This window comes from Mobiluncus curtisii ATCC 43063, assembly GCF_000196535.1.
Classification (GTDB): Bacteria; Actinomycetota; Actinomycetes; order Actinomycetales; family Actinomycetaceae; genus Mobiluncus; species Mobiluncus curtisii.
Map to the genome: position 1 here is coordinate 1,150,419 of NC_014246.1, position 24,927 is coordinate 1,175,345.

A 24,927-nucleotide genomic window follows, 5' to 3' on the forward strand; every position below is an offset into this window, starting at 1 on the left:
GTGGGGCTGAGCGCCGGCGTCATCGGGACTTCGGAGAGATGCGGCTATCACCACGCATTGTCAGTAAAAGCCGGGTGTGCGACGAAAAAACGCCACCAGGAACTTTTACGTTTTACCGATTCTAGGAGATGCCCCCGGACCGGCGGTTACTTCAGTTTGTAGCCTCGATGCAGGGCGACGATACCGCCGGTGAGATTCTTGAGCTGCAGGCGCTCGAAACCTGCCGCGCGCAGGTGGGCGGCGAACTGGTACTGAGAGGGCCAAGCCAAGATAGATTCCGCCAGGTAGTCATACGCCACCGCGTCGGTCGAGAACAACCGAGCAATCGGCGGCATAACCCGGTGCAAAAAGAACCGATAAACGGCTCTAAACGGGGCAAAAGTCGGTCGGGAAAATTCGCACACCACCACGTGCCCGCCGGGGCGCACCACCCGGTAAAACTCGCGCAAAGCCCGGTCCGGATCCGAGACGTTGCGCAGCCCAAAACTGATGGTGACGCAATCAAAAGTATTGTCGGGAAAGTCCAGGTTCATCGCGTCACCCTGCTGAAAGTCAATCTCCGGGTGACGTCGACGCCCCTCGGCAATCATGCCTTCGGAAAAATCAACTGCCACGACTTTGGCTCCGGCGCGCACGAACTCAATCGAGCTGGCGCCAGTCCCAGCGGCCACATCCAGAACTTTCAGAAATGGTCGCGTCACCACCGCGCGCTTCACGTGGGCGCGCCATATTTTTTCCTGCCCCAGGGAGGCGAGGAAATTCATCAAATCGTAACGTCGAGCCACGGCATTGAACATGGATTGGACGTCGTGAGGATTCTTGTCTAGGTTCGCGCGCATAGGTTCTATCCTACCGCCAGGCCCGTGGCGGGGTTTACGTCATGCCCTGCACGAATGACCGATTACGTTTCGCTTTGGAGCCCCTTTATTCAGCTAGAATCGGGTCTACCAGCGGTTTTGCACAAGCAAGGTGGGGCAATATCGTGGATTTTGGTTTGAAATCGGTCGTTCGTGTAAGTCCCCATAAGATCCCGCGCATGAAGCCCAAAACCGGTTTTAGGTCCTGAAAATCGCCAATATTGGCGATTTTACGTACTTATTTTCGCCAAAAAGCCATCCTGACAACGCTCTGTGCCGGGGTTGTGGTTTTAGTTTTGTCGGGTTGGAAGGTCGTGTGTAGTGCTCGTGTTTGCTGGTGGGATAAATCAGTGGCTTAAATCTTGGGTAAGGGGCGATAAACACCTTGTCTGTGCCCGGCGCGGACAATGTTAATCACCAGTTCCTGATCTTTAATCTGTCCTATCACTCGGTAGGAACCGATTCTCCAGCGCCAGCCGTTTTTGGTTCCCTGCAGCTGTTTACCTTGGGGGATGCCTCTGGGGTTCTCGCACCCGTCCAGGTGGTCGCGGACCCACGTCACGAGGAGGATGCGTTGCTTTTTAGGGATACTTTTTAGGTCTTTGCGAGCGGCATTGGTCCAGCGGACTTGATAAGTCATTTGCTTGGGTCACTCGTCTTCCATGACTTCGCGCATAATCTCATCCGTGGTGTAACGGGTGCCGTCGTCTTCTTTCAGGGCTTGCATATAGTCTTGCGTGTCGAGGGCATCTTCCAGTTTTTCTAACGCTGCCCGACGGATAAATTGTGAAAAACTGATTCCTAAGAAGTCGGCATATGCTTGTATCCACTCACGTTCCTGCTGGTCAAAACGTATCGCGGTGGTAGTTTTCGCCATTGTAATCTCCCCCTCGCATTGCGCTGTAATACGTTAAGTGTAGCACTTAAATGTCGATGGTGAGTTGAATAGTTCACTGTTGGTGAGGGGGTTTGGTGTTAATGGCGCAGAGTCCTGTGTCTGGTCTGGCGCACACGCGTGCTTTGAGCGATTTTGCTACATGTAACAAAATCGCTCAAAGTGAAGTAGACTAACAGTATGGAAATCCGCCGGGACGTTTATCTCAACCAGCTCATTGATCGGATGCAAAACGGGATGATTAAAGTCATTACCGGGGTTCGACGCTGCGGAAAAACTTACCTGCTGTTTAGGCTGTTTGCCGATTATCTGCGTCGGGAACTGGGTGTGGACGATGAACACATTATTGAAATCGCGCTGGATACGGAAGACGCGACAGCTTACCGCGACCCCGGCGCGCTCAACAATTACCTGAAATCCAGACTCCTTGACAAAACCTCACAATACTACGTGCTCATTGACGAAGTTCAGTATGCGATAACAGATCAAGAGCTGAAAGGAACGTCGGCTCCGCGCCTTTACGGGGTCTTGAATGGGTTGCTCCGTTCCCACAACATCGATGTTTATGTGACCGGCAGTAACTCGAAGATGCTTTCCACTGATGTTCTGACCGAGTTTCGCGGACGTGGGGACGAAGTCCGGGTGCGGCCACTGTCTTTTGCAGAGTACATGAGTGGATTCGACGGGGACCGGTATGGCGGTTGGGCGGAGTATGCGCTCTATGGGGGAATGCCGCTGGTGCTGTCAATGCGTAGTGACCAGCAAAAGTCGCGCTACCTGGAACACTTGTTTGCGGAAACTTATTTAAAGGACATTATTGCCCGGAACGGAATTGAGAAGACGCAAGAGCTAGAGGACTTGGTGAATGTGCTGGCGTCCTCGGTTGGTTCGCTGGTGAACCCGTCGCGGATAGAGGCGACATTCAAGAGTGTTCTCAAGTCAAAACTCAGCGCGAACACCATCGCGTCCTATATCGCGTATCTAAAGGAGTCTTTCCTGGTTGAGGCGGCGTCTCGCTATGACGTGAAAGGTCGGAAATATATCGGGAGTCCGCAAAAATACTATTTCGAGGACGTGGGCCTGCGTAACGCCAGGTTGAACTTTCGCCAAGTCGAGGAAAACCACCTGATGGAGAACATTATTTATAACGAGCTGCGCCTGCGGGGTTTCTCGGTCGATGTCGGTTGCGTGGAAAAACAGGCTCGTCAAGATGGCAAAGTCATTCGGAAAAACCTCGAGGTAGATTTCGTGGCAAATCTTGGTTCGCGGCGCTGCTACCTGCAATCTGCCTGGCGTATCCCGGACTCGGAAAAGGAACGCCAAGAGAAAGCTCCGCTTGTGGAGGTCCCGGACAGTTTCAAGAAAATCTTGCTGGTGCGCGATACGGTGAAACCCACCTATGACCAGCACGGAATCCTCACCATGAGCGTCCTCGATTTCTTGCTTAATCCCAACAGTCTCGATTAGTTTCCGGGGTTAGTCCCGTGCCGGGATAAGTTTTTTAGTGGTGGTGGGCGCTTCGTCGCGGGGGGTGCTCGCGAGAGGCGGAAGGGGGAGTACCCCCTAGCGTTTTGCGCGACTATTGTCGCAAAATGCTCACCCCCCCAGCCTCTCACTGAGTCGCCACCCTGCTCCGGTCGTACCCGCTGTTCCGGTCCGGGTTACTTTTGCGGATAAAAGGTGGAAATAAGGCTGTAGCTGCCAATAATGGCAGCTACAGCCCAAATCCCACTGTTTATTCCCGCCGGGGAGTCTAGCGGGCGTGCACGAATGACCGATTTCGGTTCGGTTTGGCGCGCCCTGTTTTAGCCGGAAACGCTTCTACCAGCGGTTTTGCAAATGCGCAAGGGCGCTGTGATACGGATTTTCTTTTGAAATCGGTCGTTCATGCAGTTCCCCCTGCCGGGGCTGCAATTTTGGGGCGCGCCCCGCGGGTCAATCAGCCGACAAGTTCAGACAATCCCGGATTGGCGCCAGTTTCGCCCCGGTTTCCTGCCATTCGGTTTCCGGGTCAGAATCTGCCATGATGCCCGCCCCGACCCAGGCCTCCACGCCGAGCGCATCGAGCTGGGCGCATCGCAGCGCCAAAGCCAACTGGCCCCCGCCCTGGGCATCGACCCAGCCGACTGGCCCGGCGTAACGCCCGCGATCCGCTTCAAACCGGGAGATGAACGTCCGCGCAAACTCCCGCGGCAGCCCGCACACCGCCGCCGTGGGGTGAAACTGTGCGACCAGGTGTAACAGCGTCTTGCCCGCCGGCACCCGCAGGTGCAAATCCGTAGCCAAATGGGTCAGATTCGGCAGCTGTAACAGGTACGGCCCGCTCGCCTCTAAATCGGGGTCGACGCGACGCAAAGGCTCGGCCACAGAACGCAGCGCCACCTGGTGTTCCGCCAGGTTCTTCGCCGAATGAGCCAAATCTACGTCCTCGCCGGGCGTCGCCGTGCCTGCCAAAACCCGCGAATGTGCCCGTCCCGCTGCAGCGTCCAGCAGCATCTCCGGCGTGGCCCCGACCAGCCCCCCGACGTTGAAAATCCAGCAAGTCGGGTAGCGTTCGCGCAGGCGGGAGGCCAAAGCCCCACCGGCTGCCCGTGCCCGTTCCGCGCCAGCCTCCCCGGCGAACTCGAAGCGAGCCGGGCGAGCCATCACGATTTTCTCCGCTTTGCCCTCGCGGATAGCGCGCACGGCGGCGGCAACGTTTTCCTGGTAAGACGTTTTTCCCACTACGGCGGAAGGTTGCGTTTGCAGGGCATCTTGGCGCTGGCGGTGGGGAAAGTTTTTAATCCAAGCCAGGGCGGTCCGATACAATCGGTCCGCTCTAGGCTCATCAACACTCTCGGCTTGATAAGCCACGGTAATCCACGCCCCTTGGGCGTCGCTGCCCACCAGGAATGACGGCAGGACAAAAACCGGGGTCGCCGCGCTGTTAAAACCAAAGGACGCGAAAGCCACCGGACCGGTGCCGCGTCGCTGCACCGCATCAAACACCTGGGCGTGGCGTCCTACCAGGTACCACGCTGCGCCTGCCCGATCCAGGTCTGAGCCGTCCTCCCAATGCCAGGCTGGCGCAAAGTCCTGACCGGGAATATCCCCTAAACCTGGCGCTGCCAACGTGAGGGGGGCGCCTTGTGCAGGGGGAGACGCAAAGAAAAATCCGTTCGTGGGGAGTGCCGCGGCGTCCATAGGGAACAGCTCCGGGGACAAATCGCGGTCAAGGGCGCGAGTGTGGACGAATAGCACCCATCCATCCTAGGTTCCCCCGCTCAGCGCCCAAAACCGGCAGGGTGGCACGCGGGTAGACTCCCGACGCAGCCCTACGCCCGAGAGCGCAGAACCGCTCGCCTGTCGCAACACCGGAATTTGAGGCGAGGTTTGCCGAGCGCTCCCGAGGTCCGGGGTTCAATCTGGCGTTCAGCCCGAGCGTGTCTCTGTGTCGCCGCATCGTGATATTACTGAGCCGGTGAAGCCACGCTACAGAGCGACTGGACCCCCGGCGGCTGTTGCCTGGCATCTTTCCTGTCTGGAAGGGACCCGAGCTATTTTGCCTCCCCGTTTTTTGGTGCCCCTGGCTCCTTTCCCTCTGAGAGGGACCCAGGTCCCAATATGAAAACTCTTTTTTTCCTAAATCGAATCCACGTTAAATGCTGCAGGGGGCGCAAAACCAGGACAAACCCGGAGATAATCACGCCTTGCAGACAAAGCTTCCCGGAGTAAAGGGAAAAACTGTAGGGTGGAACTGGCAACTCGCTTGGGAAAAATCTGCTGGCTATAGTGCCGGCAAGCAGCTCGGGCGGTTTAAAGATGGAGAAGCTATGAATGTTTACGTAGCGCTGCTGATTATGCTGTTAGTGGCCGGGGTGGTGGCATTAGTAGGAGTTTTGGCGGGTTACCTGTTCGGTCCCACGAAGCCAAACCGCGTTAAGAATGCCAACTATGAATGTGGCTGCGACCCCACTCCGAATCGTGGAAGCCAGGCGCGTTTCCCGGTTAAGTATTACCTGACCGCCATGATGTTTATCGTTTTCGACATCGAGGTGGTGTTTCTCTACCCCTGGGCGATTTCCTTTTTCCAGCAAGGAAAGTTTGGCTTGTTCGTGATGATGACTTTCGTGGAACTGCTGGCAGTGCCTTTCATCTATGTGTGGGCCCGTCGCGGCTTTGACTGGAATTAAAAACGTTCCAAGTATTTTGGAGGAAACCAAAAATGATGGATCAAGATTCTGACGGCTTGGCGGCCTTCCCGGAAAAAATTACTGATTTTGCACGCTCTCTCTCGATTTGGCCCGTCACGATGGGGCTGGCATGCTGCGCTATTGAGATGATGGCGACTGCCGCGTCACGTTTCGACATTGCCCGTTTCGGTTCGGAAGTGTTCCGCTCCTCTCCGCGCCACGCCGACGTCATGCTGGTTTCGGGTCGGGTTTCGCACAAGATGGCCACCATCATGCGCAACGTATATGACGAGATGGCAGACCCGAAGTGGGTTATCTCGATGGGGGCTTGTGCATCATCCGGTGGCGTGTTCAATAACTACGCAATCGTGCAGGGCTGCGACCACGTGGTGCCGGTAGACATCTATCTGCCGGGCTGCCCGCCGCGTCCGGAAATGCTGCTGGGGGCATTGCTGAGCTTACGCGACCACATCAAGCAAGATCCTTTGGGCAAGCATCGTGAGGAAGCCATCCGCAAAGCGGAAGCGGCGGCGCTGCAGGCAGCCTCATTGAACGACATGAAGGGACTGATGGCGTGAGCGAAGAAACTCAAGATTTGCAATCCGCCCCGGAGGGTGACCTGGAGCCGAAGCTGCCCCAGTACGCTAATCCTCGCGGCGAATCCCTGGGAGTGCGGGACAACCCGTTTGGGGTCCACGGCACTGGCGACACTTCCGGCTACGGTCTGTTGCACCGAGAAGTGCGGATGCCGGGGCAATCCCCGAAGCCTTACGGGGGCTGGTTCGATGACTGCGTGGACTATCTGGAGGAGGATTTGCGTGGGGCCGGGGTGGATCCTCTCACTGCCATAGACCGGGTCGTCGTTTCCCACGGCGAGCTGACGATTCACGTCGCCCGTGAACACCTGGTGACAGTCGCAAAAGCGTTGCGTGATGACCAGGACCTGCGCTTTGAACTGTGCATGGGTGTCTCCGGGGTGCATTACCCGCACGACACCGGGCAGGAACTGCATGCCGTGTATCACTTCATCAGTGTGACCCACAACCACAACTTGCGCATCGAGACTGCGGCTCCCGAAGATGACCCGAAAATCCCTTCCATCGTGGATATTTACCCTGGAAACAACTGGCACGAGCGAGAAGCGTTCGACATGATGGGCATCATCTTTACCGGGCACCCGGCTCTGACCCGGTCCCTGCTTCCCGACGATTGGGTCGGGCACCCGCAGCGTAAGGACTACCCGCTGGGCGGGATTCCAGTGCAATTCAAGGGCGGCACTGTCCCGCCGGCTGACACGCGGAGGAGCTACAGTTGAGTACCGAAACGATAAACCCAGAGGCAAAAACGCAACATGTTCATGCTGCCGCGGGGGCGAGCGACTCCGTGGCGGGAATGCCGGAGTTCTCCGTTCATGACGGGGAATGGTCGGCGATGTCGGCTGACCTCGAGTCGGCTCACAATGACCGGATTGCTGTCAACCTGGGTCCGGTGCATCCCTCCACCCACGGCGTGCTGCGCGTCATTGTGGAGCTGGAAGGCGAGACGGTTAAGGACTGCCGTTTGGGCACCGGCTACCTGCACACCGGTATCGAAAAATCTATGGAATACCGCACTTACAATCAGGGCGTCGCCTACTGCAGCCGGATGGATTACGTAGCGCCGTTCTTTTCAGAAGTCGCCTGGTGTTTGGCAGTCGAAAAAGCTCTGGGGGTGACGGATCAGGTACCGCGGCGCGCCAGCGAAATCCGGGTGCTGTTGATGGAACTGAACCGGATTGCTTCGCACTTGGTCGCTGTCGGTACCGGCGCGAACGAGTTGGGCGCGACGACCATGCTGACCACCGGTTTCCGGGGTCGCGAAGAAATCCTGCGGATTTTCGAGCACATCACCGGCCTGCGAATGAACAACACCTATATGCGTCCCGGCGGTGTGTCCAACGACCTGCTGGATGACACCATAGACATGATTCGGGAAAAGCTTCCGCTGGTGAAACGCGACATTGGCGAAATGCAGGACTTGATTATGGCCAACCCGATCTTTATTGGTCGGATGAAGAACGTGGGGTGGCTGCCGCTGTCCACCATGATGGCGTTGTCCCTGACCGGTCCGTGCTTGCGGGCAGGCGGTTTACCGCTGGATATGCGCAAGTTGCAGCCCTACTGCGGGTATGAGGCGTACACGTTCGATGTTCCCACCCGCGACCATTCCGACTGCTACACCCGTACCGAGGTGCGTTTCGAGGAAATGTATCAGTCTCTGCGCATCGTGTATCAGGTGCTGGATCGCCTAGAACAGAGCGAGGGAGAGCCGGTGATGATTGCCGACCCGAAGTTCGCCTACCCCTCCAAGCTCACCATCGGTGCCGATGGCCAAGGTCAAGACCCGGAGCATGTGTCGCACATTCTGGGGCACTCGATGGAGGAACTTATACATCACTTTAAGCTGGTGACCGAAGGCTTCCGGATTCCGCCCGGTCAGGTTTACGCCCAGGTCGAGCACGCTAAGGGCATCCAGGGTGTGCACCTGGTGACCGACGGGGGCACCCACCCGTACCGTGCCCACTTCCGCGACCCCTCTTATGCAAACCTGCAGTCTGCCTCCATGATGTGCGAGGGTGGTTTGATTTCTGACTTGGTGGTGTCAATCGGTTCGATTGACCCGGTGTTTGGAGGTGTGGATCGATGAAACCGTATCCCGAGGACGTCAAAGCGCGCCTGGTTCGCGAAGGTCAAGAGATTATTTCTCGCTATCCCGAGGGGCACTCGCGTTCGGCGCTGCTGCCGTTGCTGCATCTGGTCCAGTCTGAGGACGGCTTCGTATCCGCCAACGGTATCGAGCTGTGTTCCGAACTGTTGGGTATCAGTCCCGCAGAAGTCTCGGCGGTGGCTACGTTCTATACCCAGTACAAGCGCCGTCCCAACGGGGAATACAACGTGGGGGTGTGCACCACTTCGCTGTGCGCCGTCATGGGGGGCGACGAAATTTGGGAAACCGTGTGTGACCACTTGGGCATCGGCAACGGAGAAACGACCGCGGACGGGAAAGTCACCCTGGAGGCGATTGAATGTAACGCTGCCTGCGACTTTGCCCCCGTCATTATGGTGAACTGGGAATTCTTTGATAACCAAACCCCGCAATCGGCGGTGAAACTGGTCGACGATTTGCGGGCGGGCAACCCGGTGCAGCCGACTCGTGGTCCAAATCGCGTCCCGACCTTTAAGGAAAACGAACACCTCTTGGCGGGATTCGAGGACGGACTGGCGGACGAGGGTGATTCTGCCGGTGTCCCCACCCTGTTGGGCAAGCGTATCGCCGCGGAAAAGGGTTGGGGAATCCCCAGCGACCCTGGCTGGTCAGCTCCCGAACCGAAGGAAGGTGAATAGTCATGAGTGAATTGAACCTGACTGATATTCCTGGCGGTGAGGTGCCACTGACCCCGATTTTGTCGGATATGTGGGGCGTGGACCGGTCTTGGACCCTGGAGGCATACCGGGCACGTGGGGGATACCAGGGTCTGGCAAAAGCCAACTCGATGGATCCTGCGGAGGTGTTGGCTGCGGTCAAGAACTCGGGGTTGCGCGGGCGTGGTGGTGCCGGTTTCCCCGCGGGGTTGAAGTGGTCGTTCCTGCCTCCCGATGACGGTTTGCCGCGCTACCTGACGGTGAACGCTGACGAGTCCGAGCCGGGGACCTGCAAGGATATTCCGCAAATCATGGCGAACCCGCACGCCCTCATCGAGGGGATGGCAATCTGTTCGCGCGCGATTCGCTGCGAACACGCTTTCGTGTATCTGCGCGGAGAAGTGACCCACCCGCTGCGCCGACTGCTGGCTGCTATCCGGGAAGCAACCGAGGCGGGATTGCTGGGCGACCTCAAGATTACTGCCCACTCCGGGGCGGGAGCCTACATCTGTGGTGAGGAAACCGCCCTGCTGGATTCGCTGGAAGGCAGGCGCGGACACCCGCGGTTGAAACCGCCGTTCCCGGCCGCTCAGGGGCTGTACGCCCGTCCCACCGTCATCAATAACGTCGAGACGATTTCCCAGGTCGCGGGTATTTTTAAGTATTCGGATAACTGGTACGCCGCGATGGGCACAGAAAAGTCCAAGGGACACGGGATTTTCTCGGTTTCCGGTCACGTCGCCCGCCCCGGTCAGTTCGAGGCGCCGTTCGGGATTACGATGCGGCAACTGTTGGGATACTGCGGCGGGGTGCGAGCTGGACACGACCTGAAATTCTGGGCGGTCGGGGGCTCCTCGGCACCCATCTTTACCCCCGCTGAACTGGACGTTCCCCTGACTTATGAGGAAGTCGCCGCCGCTGGGTCGATGCTGGCGACCCGAGCGATTCAAGTGTTTGACGAAACGACTTCGGTGGTGCGTGTCATGACCCGTTGGGTGGATTTTTATCAGCATGAATCCTGCGGCAAATGCACCCCGTGCCGGGAAGGCACCTATTGGATGAAGCAAATCATGCACCGTCTCGAAGCCGGTAAAGGTGAAGTGGGTGACGTGGACAAGCTGCTGTCGATTACTTCCGAGATTGGTGGGCGCTGCTTCTGCGCGCTGGGGGACGCGGCCATCACGCCGGTGAAGTCGGGCATCGAACGTTTCCGTGACGAGTTTGAAAAAGGCTACACAACTCCGGCTTGGGAGTTGTTCCCCTACGAACGCAGCGTGTATTACCACGAGGCAGCGGGTGAGGTAGGTAAATAAATGAGCGACGAAGTGCAAATGGTCAATATTAAAGTTGACGGCAAGCCCCTGGAGGTGCCCCAAGGCACCTTGGCGATTCGGGCTTGTGAACAAGCTGGAGTGTACGTGCCGCGCTTCTGTGACCACCCGTTGCTGAAGCCGGTGGCAGCATGCCGGGCGTGTCTGGTGGAGGTCGCCATGCCCAACCGGCAGGGAGACGTCGCCAAGATGCCCAAACCAATGCCGGCTTGCTCGACCACCTGCACGGATCGGATGGAGATTTACACCCAGCTCAGCTCCGAGGTCGCGGCGAAGGCTCAGAACGGTATCCTGGAGTTCCTGCTGGTCAATCACCCGCTGGACTGCCCGGTTTGCGATAAAGCCGGGGAATGCCCGCTGCAAAACCAGACCTTCATGGAAGGCAATCCGACTTCGCGTTTCACTGATAAAAAGCGAGTCTGGCCCAAGCCAGTGCGCTTGACCTCCGAGATTTTGCTGGACCGGGATCGCTGCGTGCTGTGCCAGCGCTGCGTGCGTTTCGGCAAGGAAATCGCCGGGGACGTATTTTTGGACCTACAAGGGCGGGGTGGCGGTTCCTCTCCATGCGATCACCATTTCTTTATGGGGGAAAACATCGGTTCCTTCGACACGCAGGTGTTGGGAATATATGACGAGGAGGCGAACCCGGACGGCGCTACCGTCACCCCTTGTGAATCAATGACCGGCCCCAGCGGAGAGCCTGGCATCATCGGTTCGATGCATTCGGGACACCCGGACGTGGCGCATCGTGACGTGTCCGGTCGACGTTTCGCCTCGTACTTTTCCGGCAATGTCACCCAAATCTGCCCGGTCGGGGCGCTCACGAATGCCTCCTATCGGTTCCGGGCGCGTCCCCACGATCTCATATCTACCCCCTCGATTACCGACCAGGATGCTAGCGGGGCAGAAATCCGGGTCGACGCACGCCGCGGGGTCGTGTTGCGTCACCTGGCAGGGGATAATCCCGAGGTCAACGAGGAATGGATTTCTGACAAGGACCGTTACGCGTTCGCCTGGCAGTCCTCTACAGACCGCTTGACCCGCCCGATGGTGCGTAACGACGCGGGCGAGTTGGAGGAAACTGACTGGGGCACCGCCCTTTCGCGGGCTGCCGCCTATGTTAAAGAATCTGCACAAAACTCCGAGGTCACGTTCTTTCCCGGCGAGCATCTCACCCTCGAAGATTACTACGCTTGGGGCAAGTTTGCGCACGTGGTGGGCAAATCGAACATCGTGGATGCGCGGGCGCGAGACTTCCGCATGGATGAGGTGAACTTCATCAAACTGCGGGTCGCGGGGCGTCCGGTAACAGTGACCTACCAAGATATTGAAAAAGCACCGTTTGTGTTCCTGGTCGATTTGGAACCGGAGGACGAATGCGCCACCCTGTTCTTGCGGCTGCGGAAAGCCACGCAAAACCACGGCACGAAAGTCGCCACGCTGGCCCCGTTCTTGAGCGATGGGGCGCGCAAACTCGGCGCCACCCTGGTGCAAAACCAGCCGGGGGAGCAACTCCAGATTTTACAAGACATCATCGCTGGCCAAGGCGAGTTTGCCTGGGTGAAAGAATCCCTCAGCCAACCCGGTGCGCTGGTGCTGATGGGGGAGCGTGCCAGCCTGGTCGTTGACGAGCTGGAGTATGCCGCGCGCCTGGCTGACGCCACCAACGCTGCGTGGGCATGGATACCGCGCCGCGCCGGTTCGCGTGCCGCCATCGAGGCGGGCTGTTTCCCCGGTCTGCTGCCACGCGGTCGCCTGGTGACCGATCCGATGGCTCGTGCCAACATTGACGCGGCGTGGGGCTTGACGGAGCCGCTGCACGAGAATCTGCCGCTGTGCTTCCGGTGTATGCTGACCCCCGAGGCTTGGGAACAGTTCCTGCCCGGCACCACTATGGTGATGGGTGGGGTTGACCTGCGCGACCTGGAGGACCCGGAGGGGACACGAGAAGTCCTCAAAGGCGTGAAGCATGTCATCCAGCTGGAAGTGCGCCAGACCGAAATCACCCAATATGCCGATGTCGTGCTGCCGGTGGCACCGCCCCACGAAAAGAGCGGTACTTTCGTCAACTGGGAGGGACGACTGCGTCCCTTCGGTCAGGCTTTGGCATCGCACGCGTTGCCGGACTGGAAGGTCATGAACCTGCTGGGTCGGGCTGCGGGATACGACCTGGGGTTGGACTCTCTGGCTGCTATCTGGCATGAGTACGAGGAACTGGGTTCCTGGGAAGGCATTCGTTTGGGGGCGCCTTTCCGGCAGGATCCCCCCATTGTTCCCCCCGAAGCGGGGCAGGCTTTGGTCATTACCTGGAAGCCACTGCTGGATGCGGGTCGCTGCCAGGATGGCGAACCGGATTTGGCAGGAACTGCCAGAGTCCCGGTGGTGCGCCTGAGCGCGGCAACCGCCCAGGAGAACGGCATTACCGATATTGCCAAGATTACGGGACCGCGAGGTACCGTGACCCTGCCGGTGGTGCTCACGGACATGCCGGATCGGGTCGTGTGGATGCCGGAATGCTCCCCCGGATCCCTGGTTCACGAAACCTTGGGTTCGGCTTACGGTCAGCTTGTTAGCTTGAAAGCAGCGGAGGCGTAACCATTATGTACACATTGACTCCTATCCTGACCGCCCTAGGTACTGACCTGTGGTCCGCCGCGGCTCCGGCTCCGAAAGGGGCTGACTTCAGTCAGGAAACCTGGTGGATTTCCCTGATTAAAGCCCTGATTATCATCGTGGTGCTGATTCTCTACGTGCTGTTGGCGCTGTGGGTAGAGCGCCGTGGGCTGGGGCGCATCCAGACCCGTCCCGGTCCGAATGTGCGCGGTCCGTTCGGTCTGCTCCAAGCCGTTGCGGACGCCGGCAAGATGGTGTTTAAAGAAAACTTCCGTCTCAAGGGCGCTGACACCCTGATTTATCTGATTTCCCCGATGCTGGTGGCGTTCACGGCTTTTGCCATTTACGCGTTGATTCCGTTCGGGCCAAATGCGACAGTTTTCGGGATTTCCACCCCGCTGCAGCTGTTCGACTCCGGGGTCGCCACCCTAATTGTGCTGGCGATTTCTTCCCTCGGTATCTATGGCATCGTCCTAGGTGGTTGGTCCGCGAACTCTCCGTTCCCGCTGTTGGGTTCGGTGCGTTCCACGGCACAAGTTATCTCTTACGAGCTGGCGATGGGCACCGCCTTGGTCAGTGTGTTCATCATGGCTGGTTCTATGTCCACCTCCGAAATTGTGGAGGCGCAAAAGGATCCGAGCTGGCTGTTGGGTCTGCTCCCTGCCTTTGTCGTGTATCTCATCGCTTCTTTCGGGGAAACGAACCGTCTGCCTTTCGACTTGACGGAATGCGAAAGCGAGCTGGTGGCAGGGCACCAAACCGAGTACTCGGGAATGAACTTCGCCTGGTACTACCTGGCGGAATATATCAATATCTTTAACGTTTCCGCCGTGGCGGTGACTATGTTCCTGGGCGGTTACAAAGCGCCGTGGGCGTGGGACTTGATGAATCCCGTCACCGGGTCGCCGTGGTGGGGCATTCTGTGGTTTAACGTCAAGGTGTGGTCTCTGTTCTGGATTTTCGTGTGGGTGCGTGGCACCCAGGTGCGTTTCCGTTATGACCAGTTCATGAATCTCGGCTGGAAGGTCTTGATTCCGGTCGGGTTCGTGTGGATGATGGCAGTCGCGTGGATTAAGGCTCTGCCCGTATTCTTCGGTTTCAACTCGCAACAAATCATGTTTGCGGTGGCTGGGGTCTGCGTGGTGCTGTTGATTATCGTGATGCTGATTCCCGTCAAGAAAGTGAAACCGGTCGCCCCTGAGCCCTTTGACCCGATGGCGGATGGTTTCCCGGTCCCGCCCCTCCCTGGACAGGAGCTGCCTCCCAGTCCGCGGTCTGGACTCTTGAAAGTAACTCCCAGCACCCCGGCTGAGACTGCCATCACGGGCGGAAAGGAAGAAAAGTGAGCGCGCAAACTTCTGACAACAACTTGGTTGCATCCCCGGACGAACCGGACAATCCCGACGCTGGAGCACTGACCAATCCTGAACCCGTGGCGGACCCAGATCCGCAACTGTGGCAACGGAAAAAGAAAGGTCCCCTGGCGGAATCGCTGAAAGCAGTCGCCGGTTTCGGAGTCACGTTCCGCAACTTCTTCCGCCCTTACGTGACTGAACAGTACCCTTTTGAAAAGGTGCCGACTCAGCCGCGCTACCATGGACGTCACCAATTGAACCGTTACCCGGACGGCTTGGAAAAATGCGTGGGCTGCGAACTATGCGCCTGGGCGTGCCCGGCGGACGCCATCTATGTAGAGGCCGCCGCAAACACCCCGGAGGCACAGTACAGTGCCGGGGAACGATACGGGCGGGTCTATGAAATCAATTATCTGCGCTGCATCTTTTGCGGCATGTGCATCGAAGCCTGCCCGACGCGAGCCCTCACGATGTCCAACGATTACGAGATTTGGGACGACAACCGCGAGGATTTGATTTTTGAAAAGGACCGCCTGTTGGTTCCTTTAAACGCCGGGATGCTCAGCACGCCGCACCCGATGGCGTCAGGCACTTCTGACATGGATTACTACAACGGAAGCGTCACCGGCGCGACTCCCGACCAGATTGACTGGGTTGCGAGTCATCGTCCGCAGGATGCCTCCTTGGTCAGTGCCGGAAAACCGGCACAGGAGGTGAAAGCATGAGCCACTTGCTGCAAGCGGTCGCGGAATTACCCGAAATGGGCACCGGTCAGACAATCTTCGTAGCGGCATGTTCCGCGCTGGCGTTGATTGCGGCATTGGGGGTAGCGCTGTCGAATCGAGCAGTTCACGCCGCGGTATATATGGTCGCCATGATGGTGTGTGTCGCGGGTATCTACTTTTCGGTCGGAGCCGAGTTCCTGGGCGCGGTTCAGATTGTGGTTTACACCGGCGCCATCATGATGATGTTCCTGTTCGTCATTATGTTGGTGGGGGTGCAAGCGGTGGACTCGCCGAGAGACTCCAAAGTCGGGACGGTAGCGGCAGCCGTGCTGCTGGTCGTGGCTTTCGGGATTATGGCGATTGTTGCTGCCGTAAACACCACGGTGAACGGGGCTCCGGCGCGCCCCAGCGGGGATCCCAATCCGGTGCGCCTGGCTTCTGAAGTCATCAACACCTACTACGCACCGCTGGAAATGGTTGCCACCCTGCTGATTGTGGCAGCGGTCGGGGCGATGAGCTTGACTCACTCCGAGGCACTGCTGCCGCGCTTGACCCAGCCTTTCCTGGTGAAGCAGCGGATGAAAGCATACCGCGACGGTGGTCACGTCCTGGGTCAGACCGTGCCGCCGGGCGTCTATGCGGAAACCAACGCTTTGGATGTGCCGGCTATCAGCGGTGAAACTCAACGCCCGGTGCCGGAATCGGTGCCGCGCGTGGTGCGAGTCCTCGGGGAAGACCGTTCGCTCGGGGAAGCCTCGCCGTGGACAGCGCGTGCTTTGGCTGCCGAAATTAGTGGGGGAGTCGGGCTGCATGGCGCGAAAGCCTCCGCGGCGGTCGCCCGTTCCGGCGCGGTGGGAATGCCCGGACCGGGCGCTCCCGAAGCCCTGCCAGACCATGCAGAACCGCTTGATAAAACTATTGCGGACCACACCGAACCCGGTACCGCCACGACTGAAGGAGAAGACGCATGAACGTGATGTTCCTGGTATTCGTGGCGCTGGCCCTGTTTGCCGTAGGCGCCTTGACCGTGCTGCTCCACCGTTCCGCGGTCATCGCCCTGATGGGCGTGGAAATCATGCTGAACTCGTGCAATATCGCGCTGGTGGCTCTGGGAGAAGCCAACACTAATATGACCGGGCAAGTCCTGGCGTTCTTTGTGATGACCGTGGCGGCTGCGGAAGTCGTGGTCGGTCTGGCGCTGATTGTGTCGCTGTTCCGCTCCCGGCGCACCACCTCCCTCGACGACTTCAACCTGTTGAACGGCTAAGGGGGAAAGGAAAACATGCTGCAAACTTTCAATCCACTCAACGGGCTGGCTACCGGCGCGGTTCTGCAATTCGGGTCTGCCACCGGCATGGCCCAATATGCCTGGCTGATGATTGCCATTCCTTTCATAAGTTCCATGTTCCTGCTCATTGCGGGACGTCGCGTGGACGCTTGGGGACACTTCCTGGGGATGCTGGCACCGTGGGCGTCCTTCGGGATTGGCGTGGTCATTCTGACAGAAATGCTGGGACGTTCCCCCGAGAATCGGGCACAAAGCCTGACGGTGTGGAACTGGCTGCCCGGTTCGGAACTGACGGTGAATTTCGGTCTGCTGCTGGATCCGCTATCTATCTCGTTCGTGATGCTGGTGACGTTCGTCGGCGGTCTGATTCACATCTATTCGGTGGGATACATGGCAGCTGACCCCGATCGGCGTCGGTTCTTTGCGTATCTAAACTTCTTTGTGGCATCCATGCTGACCCTGGTGCTGGGTAACTCTTACCTGGTGACGTTCGTCGGTTGGGAAGGTGTCGGTTTGGCGTCTTACCTGCTGATTGGCTTCTGGAACCAGGTCCACAACAATGCCTTGGCTGCGAACAAGGCTTTCATCATGAACCGTGTGGGTGACCTGGGGCTGCTGTTGGCGATGATGTCGATGTTCGCCGTGGTGGGTTCGGTGGACTTTGCCGAGGTGCTGGGCGCCACACTACAGCCGGTTTGGGCGACCGTGATTGGTCTGTTCCTGCTGCTGGCGGCATGTGGTAAATCTGCCCAGTTCCCCCTCCAAGCCTGGCTGGGTGACGCTATGGCCGGTCCGACTCCGGTGTCCGCGCTGATTCACGCCGCCACGATGGTGACTGCCGGCGTGTACCTGATGGTCCGTTCCGGCGCTATCTATACCCAAACCCCGGTCGCGTCCCTGGTCGTCGCCATTGTCGGGGCAATCACCCTGCTGTTCGGCGCCGTCGTGGGGTGCGCGAAAGACGATATGAAGAAGGTGCTGGCAGCCTCTACCATGAGCCAAATCGGTTACATGATGCTGGGGGCGGGCTTGGGTCCAGTCGGCTGGGCGTTTGCCATCTTCCACCTGATTACCCACGGGTTCTTTAAGGCGCAACTGTTCCTCGCTGCCGGCTCGGTCATGCACGCGATGAGCGAGCAGGTCAACATTCGCCGTTTCGGCGGGCTGTTCCGGGTCATGAAAATTACCTGGTTCGCGTTCTTTATCGGCTGGCTGGCTATCCTGGGAATCCCGCCGTTCTCCGGGTTCTTTTCCAAAGACAAAATCATCGAGGCAGCCTTCCTGCCCAACCCGAACTACGGAACCTGGTACCCCTGGGTATTTGGTCTCGTTGCCCTGGTCGGTGCTGGTATCACCGCTTTCTACATGTCTCGCCTGTTCTTCCTCATCTTCCACGGGGAGGCGCGCTGGACCACCGAGGCGGAAGGTGCCCCGGTCCACCCGCATGAGGCGAGCCCGTGGATGACCATCCCACTCCTGGTGCTGTCCGTATTCTCCATCGCGCTGGGCGGTCTGCTTTCGGTAGGCAACCTCTTTGTGACCTGGCTGAATCCGATTGTGAATATCGGTGCCCGCGGTCAGACGGTTCCCCACGGCGAGCCGGTCATGCCCGAAGCCCTGCTGATGGGGCTGACCTTAGCCGTAGTCATCATCGGCGTGGTCACCGCGTGGGCGCTGTTTATGAAACGCCCCGTAGAAACCGCCATTCCCGAAGCCAACGCCTTGATTATGGCAGCGCGTGATGACCTCTACCAAGATGCGGTCAATGAAAAGGTCGCTATTATCCCGACGCTGGCTTTGTCCTCCGGGGTGGCAGTGGCAGACCGGGCGGTCCTCGACGGCATTGTGGAAGGTTCCGGTCGGCTCTCGCTGTGGCTCGGTAAGGTCGGGACGTCACTCCACTCCGGCTCGCCGCGTCGCTATGCTGGCTGGACCCTGTTCGGCACAGTTTTGGCTCTTGCCCTGGTATTGGTGACAAGGCTGTGAGGTAAACAAAGGATGAACATGGTTTTGACTCAAACGACTATTCCGACCCCGGCTGGTTTCCCCTGGTTGACTTTGCTGGTGTGCATCCCCATGGGTTTCGCCCTGGCGATATGGCTCATCCCCTGGCTACGTTCCATCGGCAAGGAAATCTGCCTCGCCGTGTCCGGTGCCGTCCTGGCAGGCGTACTGGTGGCCCTGTTTACCAGCTTTGACTTTGCTCCGGATACGCCAGGAGCTTTTCAACTGGGCGAATCCTACGAGTGGATGCCGGCAATAGGGCTGTCTTGGGCGCTTGGTGTCAACGGGCTGGGGATGGTGATGATTATCCTCGCCACCGCCCTGACCCCCCTGGTCATTCTGGCTTCTTGGCGGGACGACACCGACCCGAACACGGCAGCTGGCTACGCCGCCCTCATCCTAGCTTTGGAATCTTTCATGGTGCTGCTGTTCTGTGCCCGTGACCTGTTGCTGTTCTATATCGCTTTTGAGGGGATGCTGGTTCCGCTGTACTTCCTGGTGGGTCGTTACGGTAACGGGGACGCCCAAGTGCGTCGCCACGCCGCCATCAAGTTCGTGCTGTATTCCCTGGTGGGCGGTTTGGTGATGCTGTTTGGCATCATCGGCGTGTACGTGCATTCCGGTGGTGGCGACCAGGCTTTCCACATGGATTACCTAACCTCCGGGAATTTCCACCCCGGCGCGGCAGGCATGTGGATGATGATGACTTTCCTGGTCGCTTTTGCGATTAAAGCCCCGATGGTTCCGGTACACACCTGGCTGCCCTCGACCGCGGCAGTCGCCCGTGGTGGCACCTCCGTGCTGCTGGTGGGCGTGCTGGACAAGGTCGGGACCTGGGGCATGATTATGTTTTGCTGGCAGCTGTTCCCCGCGGCATCCGCCAAAGTAGCTCCGGTTATTGTGGTGCTGGCGGTGCTCTCGATTCTGTGGGGGGCGCTGGCGGCGATTTCGCAAAAGGACCTGCTGCGTTTGGTGTCGTTCACCTCTGTGAGCCACTTCGGGTTCATGGTGTTGGCACTGTACATTGGCTCTCAGACCGCGATTGAAGGCGCTATGCTCTACATGGTCGCCCACGGGGTCTCTATCGCCGGCTTATTCCTGTTGAGTGGTTGGCTGACCACACGCGGTGGCACCCAAGAAATTGCTGCCTACCGTGGTTTCCAGAGGGTGACCCCGACTTTGGCAGGTCTGTTCCTGGTGTCAGGTTTGGCGGCTATCGCCCTGCCCGGTCTGTCCGGTTTCCTGCCTGAATACTTGATTCTGGTCGGCACGTTTAAACTGAACATTGCAGCGGCGATGGTGTCAATCTTGGGGGTCGTGTTGGCTTCGGTTTACCTGCTGGTGCCTTACCTGAATATGTTTACCGGACCGATTGACGGGGCGGTGCGTACTGTCAAAGATTTGAATTGGCGGGAAAAGTTCATCATGGTTCCGCTGGTTTTGGCAATGTTCGGTTTGGGGGTCCTGCCGGGACCGACTTTGAACCTGATTAAGCCTGATGCTGCTCTCATGTATCAAGCGGTGTCACAGAGCGGGTCGGCGTCTGCCCCCGAAGTCATAGCCACGAACGAAGGAGGCGCCCAATGAACGCGATTCTTCCGGTGCTTGTGAAGACCTTGGAGGTTACCCCCGTGGTGGAATGGGATGCGCTGAGCCCGCTGTTGGTGCTGTTAGGGGCAGCCGTATTGGCGACCCTGATTGAGGCTTTCCCCTGGCCGAGTTTCCGTAAAGGTGCCAACGCATTCCTCACTATTGCCAGCATCCTTGCCGCAATAGTGCTGGTGGGTTGGCGTTTTATCGCTGTTGGTCACCAAGGAGCGCGACAAATCGCGGCGGGAACCTTTATGGAGGATCGTCTCTCATTAGGATTCCAACTGGTTTTGCTGGTCGTGGGACTGTTGGCGGCGCTCGTGGTCGTGGACCGTTCCACCCCGAACGACGGCTCTTTTGCGCCCCAGGCAGCGGACACCCCCGGCTCGTCCCAAGAGGACTACGCGATTAAGATTCGCTACCAGCGCACGGAACTGTACGCCCTGTTCCTGTTTTCGCTGGGCGGCATGATGGCGTTCATTAGTGCGGGGAACCTGTTGACCCTGTTCGTGGCGTTGGAGTTGATGAGCCTGCCGCTCTACATCATGAGCGCGATGGGTCGACGTCGCCGCCTGTTGAGCCAAGAAGCCGGTCTGAAATACTTTATCCTCGGCGCGTTCGCATCGGCTTTCTTCCTGATGGGTATCACCATGCTCTACGGCTACACCGGGACCCTGAACCTGATAGAAATGTCCACTGCGGTGTCCCTGAATCCAGGTCTGGACTGGATGCTCCTGACCGGCGGAGCCATGCTGCTGGTGGGCTTGTTCTTTAAGGTTTCCGCCGTACCGTTCCACGCCTGGGCTCCCGATGTCTATCAAGGCGCGCCGTCGCCGATTTCTGGCTTCATGGCGGCAGGTGTGAAAGTCGCTGCGTTTGGTGCGCTGCTGCACCTGTACGGTTTCCTGTACACCCAACTGAGCTGGGACTTCGTTATCCTCATGTGGGTGGTCATTATCGCGACCATCGTGGTGGGCACTTTCCTGGGTATCGTCCAGAGCGACGTGAAGCGGATGCTGGCTTACTCCTCCATCGCGCACGTGGGATTCATCATGATTGCCCTGTTTGGGGCGGCGGCTACCGCTTTTGCCTCGATAGCCTTTTACGTCCTGGCTTATGGTGTCGCCACCATTGGTGCTTTTGCGGTCGTCTCGATAGTGCGTGACGAGGACGCAGAAGGCACGGTGCGTGGGGAGGCTTCGGCGCTGAGCTCTTGGGACGGTCTGGGGCGCAAGCACCCGGCAATGGCAGCCGCGATGGCAATCTTCCTGCTGAGCTTTGCGGGTATCCCCCTGACCGGAGGATTCATCGGTAAATTCCTCGTATTCGAGGCGGGCTTGGCGGCTGACCCTGCCAACGGGACTCTGATTCTGATTGGGTTACTGGCCTCAGTCGTGACCGCGTTCTTTTACTTCCGGGTCATCATGCGCATGTTCTTTACCGAACCTGCCCCCGACACTGCCACCATCTCCGCTGGTGACGGCTTGACCAAGTGTGTCATCGTGCTGTGTGCGTTGACGACCGTTGCGTTAGGTGTTGCCAGCCAGCCCCTTTTGGCGTTGTTTACCCTCGGCGCATAGTCTTGGATACGTGAGAAAAAAACTGGCGGACACGCATTACCCAGTCTCGACAGAATCTGTTCTGGAAACCCCAGGCTTACTGGAAACAAAACTCCGGGATGCCTTGGATGACATCGAACAGATGCTGGTTCAGGAAACGCAGACACAGCGCGAAAAGACCTCTGCCTTGGTGTCCCATCTGCGGGCCGCTGGCGGGAAACGGATGCGACCCCTGCTGACCCTGTTGGTTTCCCAGCTGGGAGCCCCGAATCAGCCGGTGTCCTCCCAGGTCAAGCAAGGTGCAGTCGCGGTGGAGCTGACTCACTTGGCTTCACTGTATCACGACGATTTGATGGATGAAGCTACCATGCGTCGCGGGGTACCTGCGGCGCATGTGCAGTGGAACAACACCCTGGCGGTCATGGCAGGAGATTTGATTTTTTCCCGCGCGTCCCTGCTGGTTTCAGGGCTTAATCCCACCATTGTGGCGCAACACTCCCGAACGTTCGAGAGATTGTGTCAGGGGCAAATGCGTGACATTTTCGGTCCCGACAGCCATGACGACCCGATTGAGTTCTATATTGACGTATTGCGAGACAAAACCGGCGCGCTGATTGGCTGTGCGGCGCTGTACGGGGCGGAACTATCCGGCTGTGACGCCGCTACAGTCTCGGCAGTGACCCAGTTCGGTGAGGATTTGGGTGTGGCCTTCCAGATTGCTGATGACGTGCTAGATTTGCAAGCCACCGAGGCACAAAGCGGGAAAACCCCCGGCGCCGACCTGCGTGACGGCACGAAAACCTTCCCCGTCCTGCTGCTGGAAAAGACCGTGCAGGACGGTCGCGACACTGGTCCTGACCGCGCCTTGCTGCAGGCGATAGCCGATACTGACGCCCTGCAGGACGATGCGGTTTTAGCCCAGGTCACAGCCCAATTGGCAGCCCATCCGGTGACGGAAGAAACGAAACGCCTGGCGGGCGAATGGGTAGAACGCGCCCTGGCACACCTGCAAAACATTCCGGATAGCGAAGTGAAACGCGCCCTGGTCGAATTTGCGCACCTCCAAATTAATCGGCTCCAATAGTCAGGCTTAATCCTGTTCGTAGCGTCGCCGGTTTATGTTTTGTGGTGCTTCGCCTAAAACGGCACATCGGTGCCGTTTCTTAACGGCTACGCGCTGCTGGCGCGCCGATTTGACGCTACTTCGTAGCGTCGCCGGCGCGCCCCCTGAACTCATTCATTGTGTCGGCGACGCCGAATAGTTCCACCAAGGCGTCCATGAAAGGTACCGGGAATGCTTGCAAAATTTGTACCAGGCGCACAATCGGAGGATGGACCTTAAATTGGGTCCCTCTGTCAATCGCGTCCAAAACCTGCGTAGCAACTTTTTCCGGAGTGAGAATGGGCAACACCAGGGGGAACTTGGTCTTAACCCCGTCAAACATGCCGGTCGAAATGTAATACGGGCAATACAGCAAAGTGTGGACGTGACTGCGCATGTGGCGCAACTCCTCACGCATCGACTGCGCGAAACCCACCGCCCCAAACTTGGAACCATTGTAATCACACTGACGCGGGACCCCGACCAACCCGGCAGCCGAAGCAATAGTCACCACCGAGCCCCGGTCTCGTGCAATCATGCCCGGCAAAAACTCGCGAACCGTGCGATAGTGCGCAATTGTGTTCACGGCAAAAGACCGCTGCACCTCGCTGTCAGTTGTCTCCAGCAGGGGTTTCCCAGTGACGATACCGGCATTATTGATGAGGATGTCGACCCTGGCGAACTCATCCAAAGTCTGATTGGCAGCTTCATGCACCGCCGTCGCATCCGTGACGTCCACGTGAAACGACCCGGCACGGAACTGCGGAGCCGTAGCGGCAGCTTCTGCCAAACCGGCAGTTTCCGCCCCGGCCTCGGCATTCATGTCCCACACAATCACTGCCCTCGCCCCACGTCGGGCAGCTTCTATCGCCATGAGTCGACCAATCCCGGAACCCGCCCCGGTAATCAACACCACGGCCCCTTTAACCGGCGCTCTGTAAGGTTTGAAAAACAACATCTCAATCGCCTTCCTGCAAAGATTTCTCAACCGAGGGCTGGCAGAAACCCCGGATTAGCCCAAATTCTAATCCTGAGACGCATTCCTCGGTAGTCAAACGGTAGGATTGAGGGCGTGAGAAAAAAGACGCAGCGGACCGAGGGGACTGGTGACCCTCTCGAGCTCGCCACGGTGACCCCCGATACGACACGGTCGCACACTCACCGCGGCAGGGCTAAAGACTCGCCGTGGTGGCTAGACCTGGTCGTGGGAGTTGTTGTCGCCGTCGTCTTAATGGCGTTGGCAAAAGCGTTCATTTTTCAGTTTTTCGTGATTCCCTCCGAGTCGATGGAAAACACCCTGATGAAGGGGGATCGAATCTTTGTCTCTAAAATGAAGAACTTTCAGCCCGTCGAACGCGGTGACATCGTAGTATTCGAGGACCGCCACGACTGGCTCCCCGACGAGTTCAAGAACGACAACCCCACCGGTTTTGCTGCAACCTCGTTCGGACAGGCTGTTGATAAAGGACTGCGCGTGCTGCAGCTGAAACCTGAATATCCCGGAGGATACCTGGTGAAACGAGTCATCGGGGTCGGGGGAGACCACGTGACCTGCTGCAGTGCCCAAAACCAGATTGAGGTTAACGGCAAAGTTGTGGAAGAGCCTTACCTGAAAAAGGGCGCGAACCTGATGCCGGTACCTTTTGACGTGACAGTGCCCGCCGGCAAGTACTGGGTGATGGGGGACAACCGAGACAATTCCGGGGATTCTCGCTACCATCAGGACGACAACAACCACGGGTTTGTGGATGAAGAACAAATCGTCGGACGCACCATCCTGCGCTACTTCCCGGTGAACAGGGTGAAAGTTTTTTCCAATCCCGGACTCAACCAGCTGCCGCGCGTGACGAAACAAGCACCCCCTCCGTCTGAACCACCGTCCTCGCCGCAACCTCCTGCCCCCGCAGCTGTCTCGCCCGGTGCCACCTCCGGTGCGGAAGTTTCCCCGCGGGATTCAAAAGACAACCAATAGCGCGAAAATTCGTACCGTAGGCGGATACTTTCCGGCGAGAAGTAGCTCACTTATCGTTACAAT

General features: G+C 58.3%; 22 protein-coding genes. 17 read left to right on the forward strand and 5 right to left on the reverse strand.

The window, feature by feature from the left end; all coding sequences use genetic code 11:
* Positions 1–146: 146 nt before the first annotated feature.
* The 3 genes from HMPREF0573_RS04850 to relB form a co-directional block, all read right to left on the reverse strand.
* Positions 147–839: a class I SAM-dependent methyltransferase gene (locus tag HMPREF0573_RS04850; protein ID WP_013189066.1), complete on the reverse strand. Its 693-nt coding sequence runs from the start codon at positions 837–839 to the stop codon at positions 147–149.
* A gap of 373 nt (positions 840–1,212) precedes the next feature.
* Positions 1,213–1,497 carry a type II toxin-antitoxin system RelE family toxin gene (locus HMPREF0573_RS04855; RefSeq protein WP_004007453.1) on the reverse strand — a complete coding sequence of 95 codons (285 nt, stop codon included), beginning with the start codon at positions 1,495–1,497 and terminating at the stop codon, positions 1,213–1,215.
* Between the two features lie 9 nt (positions 1,498–1,506).
* Entirely contained in the window at positions 1,507–1,734 is a 228-nt protein-coding gene (relB, locus tag HMPREF0573_RS04860; RefSeq protein ID WP_004007452.1) for a type II toxin-antitoxin system RelB family antitoxin, read from the reverse strand.
* Positions 1,735–1,932: 198 nt separating this feature from the next.
* Here relB and HMPREF0573_RS04865 point away from each other — a divergent pair, with 198 nt between their 5' ends.
* On the forward strand, positions 1,933–3,219 hold the full coding sequence (locus tag HMPREF0573_RS04865) for an ATP-binding protein (RefSeq protein WP_013189067.1): 1,287 nt from the start codon (positions 1,933–1,935) through the stop codon (positions 3,217–3,219).
* 468 nt (positions 3,220–3,687) lie between these two features.
* Here the strand turns inward: HMPREF0573_RS04865 and HMPREF0573_RS04870 are convergent, their stop codons facing one another.
* Positions 3,688–4,992 (reverse strand): isochorismate synthase, encoded by a 1,305-nt coding sequence (locus tag HMPREF0573_RS04870; RefSeq protein ID WP_013189068.1) that lies wholly within the window; start codon positions 4,990–4,992, stop codon positions 3,688–3,690.
* A 572-nt stretch (positions 4,993–5,564) separates the two neighbouring features.
* Here HMPREF0573_RS04870 and ndhC point away from each other — a divergent pair.
* Genes ndhC through HMPREF0573_RS04945 form a run of 15 tightly spaced genes read left to right on the forward strand, consistent with a single transcriptional unit; the run spans position 5,565 to position 22,874 of the window.
* Positions 5,565–5,924 (forward strand): NADH-quinone oxidoreductase subunit A, encoded by a 360-nt coding sequence (ndhC, locus tag HMPREF0573_RS04875; RefSeq protein ID WP_004007447.1) that lies wholly within the window; start codon positions 5,565–5,567, stop codon positions 5,922–5,924.
* Positions 5,925–5,956: 32 nt separating this feature from the next.
* Positions 5,957–6,502 (forward strand): NADH-quinone oxidoreductase subunit B, encoded by a 546-nt coding sequence (locus tag HMPREF0573_RS04880; RefSeq protein WP_004007446.1) that lies wholly within the window; start codon positions 5,957–5,959, stop codon positions 6,500–6,502.
* Positions 6,499–7,239: an NADH-quinone oxidoreductase subunit C gene (locus HMPREF0573_RS04885; protein ID WP_013189070.1), complete on the forward strand. Its 741-nt coding sequence runs from the start codon at positions 6,499–6,501 to the stop codon at positions 7,237–7,239. The genes HMPREF0573_RS04880 and HMPREF0573_RS04885 overlap by 4 nt, the downstream gene beginning before the upstream one ends.
* Positions 7,236–8,609 (forward strand): NADH-quinone oxidoreductase subunit D, encoded by a 1,374-nt coding sequence (locus tag HMPREF0573_RS04890; protein ID WP_013189071.1) that lies wholly within the window; start codon positions 7,236–7,238, stop codon positions 8,607–8,609. The genes HMPREF0573_RS04885 and HMPREF0573_RS04890 overlap by 4 nt, the downstream gene beginning before the upstream one ends.
* Positions 8,606–9,307: an NADH-quinone oxidoreductase subunit NuoE gene (gene nuoE, locus HMPREF0573_RS04895; RefSeq protein ID WP_004007443.1), complete on the forward strand. Its 702-nt coding sequence runs from the start codon at positions 8,606–8,608 to the stop codon at positions 9,305–9,307. Before HMPREF0573_RS04890 ends, nuoE begins: the two co-directional genes overlap by 4 nt.
* A 2-nt stretch (positions 9,308–9,309) precedes the next feature.
* A complete protein-coding gene (nuoF, locus tag HMPREF0573_RS04900) occupies positions 9,310–10,638 on the forward strand; it encodes an NADH-quinone oxidoreductase subunit NuoF (RefSeq protein ID WP_004007442.1) in 1,329 nt (442 codons plus the stop codon).
* Positions 10,639–13,251, forward strand: a complete 2,613-nt coding sequence (locus tag HMPREF0573_RS04905) for an NADH-quinone oxidoreductase subunit G (protein WP_004007441.1) — start codon at positions 10,639–10,641, stop codon at positions 13,249–13,251.
* A 5-nt stretch (positions 13,252–13,256) separates the two neighbouring features.
* A complete protein-coding gene (gene nuoH, locus HMPREF0573_RS04910) occupies positions 13,257–14,615 on the forward strand; it encodes an NADH-quinone oxidoreductase subunit NuoH (protein WP_013189072.1) in 1,359 nt (452 codons plus the stop codon).
* A complete protein-coding gene (gene nuoI / locus HMPREF0573_RS04915) occupies positions 14,612–15,349 on the forward strand; it encodes an NADH-quinone oxidoreductase subunit NuoI (RefSeq protein WP_013189073.1) in 738 nt (245 codons plus the stop codon). Before nuoH ends, nuoI begins: the two co-directional genes overlap by 4 nt.
* Positions 15,346–16,320: an NADH-quinone oxidoreductase subunit J gene (locus tag HMPREF0573_RS04920; RefSeq protein ID WP_004007438.1), complete on the forward strand. Its 975-nt coding sequence runs from the start codon at positions 15,346–15,348 to the stop codon at positions 16,318–16,320. Before nuoI ends, HMPREF0573_RS04920 begins: the two co-directional genes overlap by 4 nt.
* On the forward strand, positions 16,317–16,616 hold the full coding sequence (gene nuoK, locus HMPREF0573_RS04925) for an NADH-quinone oxidoreductase subunit NuoK (protein WP_004007437.1): 300 nt from the start codon (positions 16,317–16,319) through the stop codon (positions 16,614–16,616). The genes HMPREF0573_RS04920 and nuoK overlap by 4 nt, the downstream gene beginning before the upstream one ends.
* 15 nt (positions 16,617–16,631) lie before the next feature.
* Entirely contained in the window at positions 16,632–18,623 is a 1,992-nt protein-coding gene (gene nuoL / locus HMPREF0573_RS04930; RefSeq protein ID WP_013189074.1) for an NADH-quinone oxidoreductase subunit L, read from the forward strand.
* Positions 18,624–18,635: 12 nt separating this feature from the next.
* Entirely contained in the window at positions 18,636–20,228 is a 1,593-nt protein-coding gene (locus tag HMPREF0573_RS04935) for a complex I subunit 4 family protein (RefSeq protein WP_013189075.1), read from the forward strand.
* Positions 20,225–21,811, forward strand: a complete 1,587-nt coding sequence (gene nuoN / locus HMPREF0573_RS04940; protein ID WP_013189076.1) for an NADH-quinone oxidoreductase subunit NuoN — start codon at positions 20,225–20,227, stop codon at positions 21,809–21,811. The genes HMPREF0573_RS04935 and nuoN overlap by 4 nt, the downstream gene beginning before the upstream one ends.
* A gap of 10 nt (positions 21,812–21,821) precedes the next feature.
* The gene (locus tag HMPREF0573_RS04945) at positions 21,822–22,874 is read left to right on the forward strand and encodes a polyprenyl synthetase family protein (protein ID WP_004007433.1); all 1,053 of its coding nucleotides are present in this window, start codon (positions 21,822–21,824) and stop codon (positions 22,872–22,874) included.
* Positions 22,875–22,989: 115 nt separating this feature from the next.
* Here the strand turns inward: HMPREF0573_RS04945 and HMPREF0573_RS04950 are convergent, their stop codons facing one another.
* A complete protein-coding gene (locus tag HMPREF0573_RS04950) occupies positions 22,990–23,850 on the reverse strand; it encodes an SDR family oxidoreductase (protein ID WP_004007432.1) in 861 nt (286 codons plus the stop codon).
* Positions 23,851–23,964: 114 nt separating this feature from the next.
* Here HMPREF0573_RS04950 and lepB point away from each other — a divergent pair, with 114 nt between their 5' ends.
* Positions 23,965–24,864: a signal peptidase I gene (lepB, locus tag HMPREF0573_RS04955; protein WP_004011186.1), complete on the forward strand. Its 900-nt coding sequence runs from the start codon at positions 23,965–23,967 to the stop codon at positions 24,862–24,864.
* Positions 24,865–24,927 lie beyond the last annotated feature (63 nt).